Annotated in this window: 5 protein-coding genes; 4 read left to right on the forward strand and 1 reads right to left on the reverse strand. The window is 69.8% G+C overall.

Annotated features, from left to right (window positions below):
- On the forward strand, positions 1 to 468 hold a 468-nt coding region (locus VGR37_14625), incomplete at its 5' end, for a helix-hairpin-helix domain-containing protein (GenBank protein HEV2148636.1).
- A gap of 469 nt (positions 469 to 937) precedes the next feature.
- Entirely contained in the window at positions 938 to 1,180 is a 243-nt protein-coding gene (locus VGR37_14630; protein ID HEV2148637.1) for a hypothetical protein, read from the forward strand.
- A gap of 13 nt (positions 1,181 to 1,193) precedes the next feature.
- On the opposite strand, the gene VGR37_14635 is transcribed toward VGR37_14630, so the two are convergent.
- Complete coding sequence (locus VGR37_14635) at positions 1,194 to 4,457, reverse strand: GAF domain-containing protein (protein ID HEV2148638.1); 3,264 nt, start codon at positions 4,455 to 4,457, stop codon at positions 1,194 to 1,196.
- A gap of 400 nt (positions 4,458 to 4,857) precedes the next feature.
- Between VGR37_14635 and VGR37_14640 the strand changes: the two genes are divergently transcribed.
- Positions 4,858 to 5,502, forward strand: a complete 645-nt coding sequence (locus VGR37_14640; GenBank protein HEV2148639.1) for a sigma-70 family RNA polymerase sigma factor — start codon at positions 4,858 to 4,860, stop codon at positions 5,500 to 5,502.
- Entirely contained in the window at positions 5,499 to 6,026 is a 528-nt protein-coding gene (locus tag VGR37_14645) for a hypothetical protein (protein HEV2148640.1), read from the forward strand. Before VGR37_14640 ends, VGR37_14645 begins: the two co-directional genes overlap by 4 nt.
- The last annotated feature ends 180 nt before the right edge of the window (positions 6,027 to 6,206 follow it).

Raw genomic sequence — 6,206 nt, forward strand, 5'->3', positions numbered from 1 at the left:
GGCGATGGCGGCGCGGGTGGCGGAGGCGGTGCGGGAGGTGCGGGAGGCGCCACCGCGAAGAAGTCCGCCGCGAAGAAGTCCACCACCAAGCGGGGGGCCGGGGTGACCGCCGCCAACACCGGGGGCACCGGCGTGGCGGGCGGCTCGCGCGACCTGCGCGGCGAGCTGCGCGACTTCGCGCGGTCGCGTCCGGGCGGCTGGGGGCACGACGAGTGGCAGGGGCTGCTGGGCGACCTGCGCGGCCGCGGCCACGACGTGTCCGACGAGGGCGCCGTGGGGATGCAGCTGGAGCGCGAGCGCCTGGCCCACCAGCTGGAGGACGTGGGCGGGCTGGGGAAGAAGGCGGACGCGCTGGTGGACCGCTTCGAGACCGTCTACAGCCTGCGCCAGGCGAGCGTGGACGACATCGCGAGCGTCAAGGGGATCGACCGGCAGCTCGCCGAGCGCGTCAAGGAGCGCTTCAGCTAACCGCCCGGGTCGTACACCGGTTCCGTGCGGTCGCCACGCGGGGCGCCGGAGTTTTCTCCGGCGCCCCGCGCGTGTTTCTAGCCCAGTGAGAACCCAGGGGATCCGCCGGGATTCTCGTGCTCGCAAATCGACAGGCCGCGGCTCGGCTTGTCCGCCCGGCCTGGCATACGCGTTGCGCTCCCGATGGACAGCACGGGGCCTTCTACTCATCGTCTCCCGAGGCTGTTCACGTGGAATCACAAGCTCTGCCGATGGCCCGCGGCCCGTCGTCTGATGACGACCAGAATCCGACCCCCCTGCAGGACGCGTTCGCGGACACCGTGCTGCGACAGCGCATCTCGGTCGAGTACCGGTACGACGTCCATTCACGCGCGACGTGTTCGCTCCGGGGAACCGCACCCTGGTCGGCGTTCTGGCCGCTGGCGGGTCGACCCGCCGTCACCGGGTCTATGCCGTCGTAGAGGAGCAGGTGAGCGACTGCTGGCCCGATCTTGTCCCCCGGATCCGAGCGTATGCCGACACGCACGCCGCCAGCATCGCGCTCGATGCGGATCCGCTGCTGGTGCGCGGCGGGGAAGACGCCAAGAACAGCCCGGAGCTGGTGTTGCGTCTGCAGGCCAGCTTCAACGCCGCCGGGATCGACCGGCATTCGTACGGGACGACCCTCCAGATCACGCTCGTACCCGGCACCAGTGAGCGGAGGAGACGGTGACCCTGCTGGACGATCACCGGCGGGATCCCTCCATGTTCAGCTGAATCAGCACCTCGGCGAGATGCCGCGCGGTCGCGAGCGAGAACGATGGAGAGAGTGGGACCAGGAGACGCAGATCCGGGCCTCCGAGGTGCTGGTGCGCGGCACGCGTGAGCAGCACCGGGTCGGCGGGATCGAGCTCGGCCACGGCCCGGGCGTCGTCCGCCAGGACGACCCGGAACCGATCCCGGTACACACCTCCCCCGATGCTGCTCAGCCGGTCTCCGAAGCTCGGATCCAGGCAGACAACGGTGAGCGATCCCCGCCCCAGCCGGTGCTCGATCGCGGCAACGACCTCCGGGTGGATCGTCGCAACCACCAGGGGCTTGCCGGTGGCCGCTGCGATCGTACGGAGCGCACGGGCGTGGTGAGGGCTGGTAACCAGTAGGTCCGCCTCTCTCAACACTTCGGGGAGCGCATCGACGTCGACGGTCTCCGCCGGGCAGCAGGGAGGAAGGTCTTCGGTGCGGACGGAACTCGTGTCCATTCCGAAATACCGACCGACATCCGTCGAGAGGGCCACCAGATGGTCGACGCCGGACTCCACGCAGACACAGCGGAGCTGCACGCCCGCGGTCCAGCGGTGAATCGCTTCACGGAGCTGGGGGATCCGGAGCCGATGCTCGAACGCCCCGGCGAGCACCCCCGCCATCCAGGACGCCGTTTCACCGAGGAGATCGCCTCCGTGGTACTCCTGCCCTGCGACGTAGATGCCAGACCGCTCCCGCTTCTCGACCACCCCGTCTCCTGCGAGGATGGAATACGCCTTTACCACCGCTTGGTAGGGAGCACTTAGCGCCGTTGAGGTCTGCCGGATGCTCGGGAGGCGGTCGCCCGGGCGAAGGGAATCGAGGTAGAGCGCGGCTGCAATGTGGTTGCTCAGGTCATCGGCAAGGCTGCTCTCCCGTCTCGTCGGCATTCCATCCGCCCGCCGCAGGGTAGCGAGGAAGCGCTCGCTCCGCTCGTCGGCCTCCGGGTACCTACGACCGGCTCGCTTCCCGAGCTCGGCGTCGCCCGCGGTGGACCCGGGCCTGCCGCCGGTCCCGACGAAAGCGACCGTGTCGCGGGCATCGTGTCCGGTGTCCGGCGACGGTGGATCGCAGATGGCGGGGTCGGCGACCGGCACCACGAAGGTGAAGGTGCTTCCTTTCCCCACGCGGCTCTCCACCGAGATCTTGCCCCCGTGTGCCTCGACGATGCCTTTGGCGATGGCGAGCCCGAGGCCGGAGCGCCGTCGGTCCCCGCCGCTCGCCTGCCAGTAGCGGTCGAACAGGTGGGGCACGTGCTGTTCGGGAATCCCCGCGCCGGTATCCGTCACCGCGAACCGGACCTCCCCCCCCGCGCGCGTGACGCGGACCGCGACCACCCCTCCCTCGGGCGTGGACCGAATCCCGTTTTCCAGCAGGTTGCTCAATACCTGCAGGATCCGCTGGCGATCGACGAAGACCGCAGGGATCTCCTCCGGCACGTGCCCCTCCAGCTGGATCGACCGGGTTGCCGCGAGCGGCTGGAGCATGCCGAGCGCCTCATCGACGAGCGGGGCGACCTCCTCGCGGCGCCGCCGAACCGTCAGGTGTCCGGCCTCGATCCGCGTGACATCTAGGAGGTCGTGAACCAGGTGGAGCATCTGTCCGGTGGCTCGCTGAACCAGCTCGATCTGTTTTCGCTCCGGGCCCCGCCACATCTCCGGTGGCACGAGTCGAAGCAGCACCTCGGTCGCCAGATGGATCGCGTTCAGCGGGTTGCGCAGCTCGTGGGAAACGACGGCGAGGATCTCCTCCCGCGCCTGGGTGGCCCGCTGAGCTTGCTGGTAGAGTCGGGCGTTTTCGATGGCGAGGGAAGCCCGGCGGGCGATCTCCTCCGCGAGCGCGAGATCGTGCGTCCCGTAGCGCCGCCCGGAGTCGCCGGTGGTGAGGGTGATCGCGCCGAGCGTACGGCCGCGGGCGACCAGCGGCACCGAGATCACCGACCGTACGCGGAGCTTCCGCAGGGCTTCCAGGTGCTCCGGGCTGCGGGTATGGCTCACCAGCCAGGCATCGTCGACTTCCGGAACCAGCATCGGCGTTCCGCTCCTCATCACCTCGACCCCGGGCTGGGGCGAGCTCCAGTCGGGCGAGGAGCACTTCTTCAGCTTCCTCGTCCCCCCCCCATCTGCCGGGTCCGCTAGGACGACCTCCACCCGGACGATCTCCCGGTTTTCTTCGATGACATCCACTGCGCAGTGGTCCGCAACACTCGGAACCGCGAGGCGTGCGACGCTCCGGAGTGTGGTTCTGTAATCGAGCGAAGAGGCGAGTATTTCACTTGCGTCCGCGATGAGCCGCTGCGCCGCCTCACCTCTCTTCCTCTCGGTGATGTCGGTTTCCGCCCCGACCCATTCCCGGATGCTGCCGTCCGGCTCCCGTACCGGCACCGCGTGCACCGCCATGTGCCGGTACTCGCCGTCGTGCCGACGTACCCGGTGCTCGAGCTCGTAGCCGGTTCCGTCCGCGACCGCCTCTGTCCACACCTGCGCTGTCTGCGCTCTGTCGTCGGGATGGACGGCGCGGATCCAGCCCCATCCTCTCTGCTCCTCCAGGCTCTGTCCGGTGAAAGCGCTCCACGAAGGCTGCTCCTCCGTGGTTTCGCCCTGCGGGTCGGTGGTCCACACCACCTGGGAGGTGGCCTGGACCAGCGCCCGATGCCGCTCCTCGCTCCGCCGGAGCGCCTCCTCCGTCTTCCTACGTTCCGCGAACTCCGCATGCACTTCGATCTCGGTCGACAACGAGGCGGCGAGGTCCCGCAGAATCCCGATCTCGTCTTCGGTCCACGCCCTCGGCTCGGTATCGATCACGCAGAAGCTGCCGAGCACGTGGCTCTCTCGGGTGATCAGTGGGATGCCCGCGTACGCGACCACCCCCAGATCCCTGATCGCAAGGCTCTCCCGGACCAGAGAGTGCGCGCGTGCGTCCTCGATGACCAACGGCTCTCCCGAGGCGACCGCGTGCTGGCAGAAGGAGTGGGTCAGCGGAGTCTCCCTCTGACTGGCCCAGGGCTCCGGCAGCCCCACACAACTCTTGAGGAATTGCCGGTCCTCGTCTACCAGCGACACCAGGGCCACCGGGGCATTCAGGATGCGGGATGCCAGGCGGGCTAACCGATCAAACGCCTCCTCCGCGGGAGTGTCCAGGAGGGCGGAGCGCCGAAGGGCGGCGAGGCGGGTCGGATCGTGGATCTTGTCGAAGGGCGTGCGGGTCATTGGTGCGGCGAACCTGGGGAAAGCACGGAGAGCGGTTCACGATCGGCTCAAGAGGGCGCATTCGGTGACTGTACCGGTCCGATCTGTCGCACGACCCTACAGCGAAGCAGGAACCACTCTAAACGGTGATTCTCCCCGTTGCAACAAGCAACGGTAATAGGGCGAGAAAACTCGTGAATCTGTTACAGGAATCGCGTTCAGGCGGTACAGGAGGTGCCGAGGACGGGCCTCCCAGTGACGGTGCCGCTCGCAGGGCGGACTCCCCGGCGCCGGGCGACCCGCACGGACGACCGGAAACCCACGCTCGCGCCCCGGAAACGCCGCTGTGGGGCACGACCGGTCGGCGTGTACCACAAGCGGTATGTCCCGAGTTTCCGGTACCCGCTGAGCGCCTAGATTCATGGATCCAACTGCGCAGTTCCCCGCGTATACTTCAACAGGGTCCCCGACAGCGGACCGCTCCGGGCGCCTGCCTCCGGGGCCTGCCGACGACCGCGCGCTGGTCCGCGGCATGGCCGCGGGGGACGAGGCGGCGCTGGCGGCGCTCTACGACCGCTGGAGCACGCTGGTGCACTCGGTGGCGGCGCAGGCGGTGGCGGATCCGGACGATGCGGCGGAAGTGGTGGGGGAGGTGTTCTGGCAGGCGTGGAGGCAGGCGGGGCGGTACCAGGAGGGGAGGGGCGCGGTCTCCACCTGGCTGGCGATGATCGCGCGGAGCCGGGCGCTGGACCGGGTGCGGGCGCGCCGCCGCGTACGCGAGACGGAATCGCCCGCGGCACCCGGCGCGCTCCTGGCGGTTGCGGCGGAGGGCGATCCCCTGCAGGGCGCCGAGTCGGCGGAGCGGCGCGACCTGTTGGCGCAGGCGCTGGGCGCCCTCCCCTCCGACCAGCGCGAATCGATGGAGCTGGCGTATTTCCGGGGTATGAGCCAGTCGGAGATCGCGGCGCACACCGGCCAGCCCCTGGGAACGATCAAGACCCGGGTACGGCTCGCGGCCCGCAAGCTCAGGGACCGGCTGGCCGTCCTGAGAGAAGCAGCTCATTGACATCGAACCCGACCGAACACGACCGGGTCCAGGGGATCCTCGCCACGCTCGCGGGGCCGGAGCGCGACGCGCTGCTCGCGCATGTTCGCGGGTGTGACGAGTGCTCGCGCTCCTCCGCGGGGGTGCAGGATGAGCTCCTCGCCGCCCTTTACCTCCCGCCGCCACGCCCGACGGACGCGGAGCGGCAGCAGGATGTCCGCGCGCCCCTGCTCGCCCGCGCCGCCGCCGCCCCCGTTGCGGAGGCACGCCGGCGCGTCCGCCCGGTCGGTGTGGCGGCGGGATGGCTGGTGGCCGCCGTCCTAGCGACGCTGCTCCTCACCCACCACACCTACGACCAGCCGCTCGCGTTCGGCTGGATCGTCGCCTCGGCGCTGGGAATCGCGCTCTTCGCCGTGGCGCTTTCCGTGTTGGCGGAGCGCCACCGCTCCGCTGCGCTCCGCGAGCGCCTGGTCGCGCTGGAGATCGAGCTGGCGCAGGTGCGGGCCCGTGCGCTAGGTGCGGCGGGTGCGCCGGGCATGGCGTGACGACTCCAGCCCCTGGTGCGGGTGAGCGAAGCCCACTTCCTTCTCGCCCGCAGCGCAGTGGTCAGGCGCAGGACCTCGGCGGTAGAACTGTCCCGGTTCGATGGTGGGCAACAGCGCTCGCACATCGGGCATGAGCAGCACCTCAACGTGGCGGTGCGACCTCCGGCGGGGGGGGGGGCG

The organism is Longimicrobiaceae bacterium, assembly GCA_035936415.1.
Taxonomy (GTDB): Bacteria; Gemmatimonadota; Gemmatimonadetes; order Longimicrobiales; family Longimicrobiaceae; genus JAFAYN01.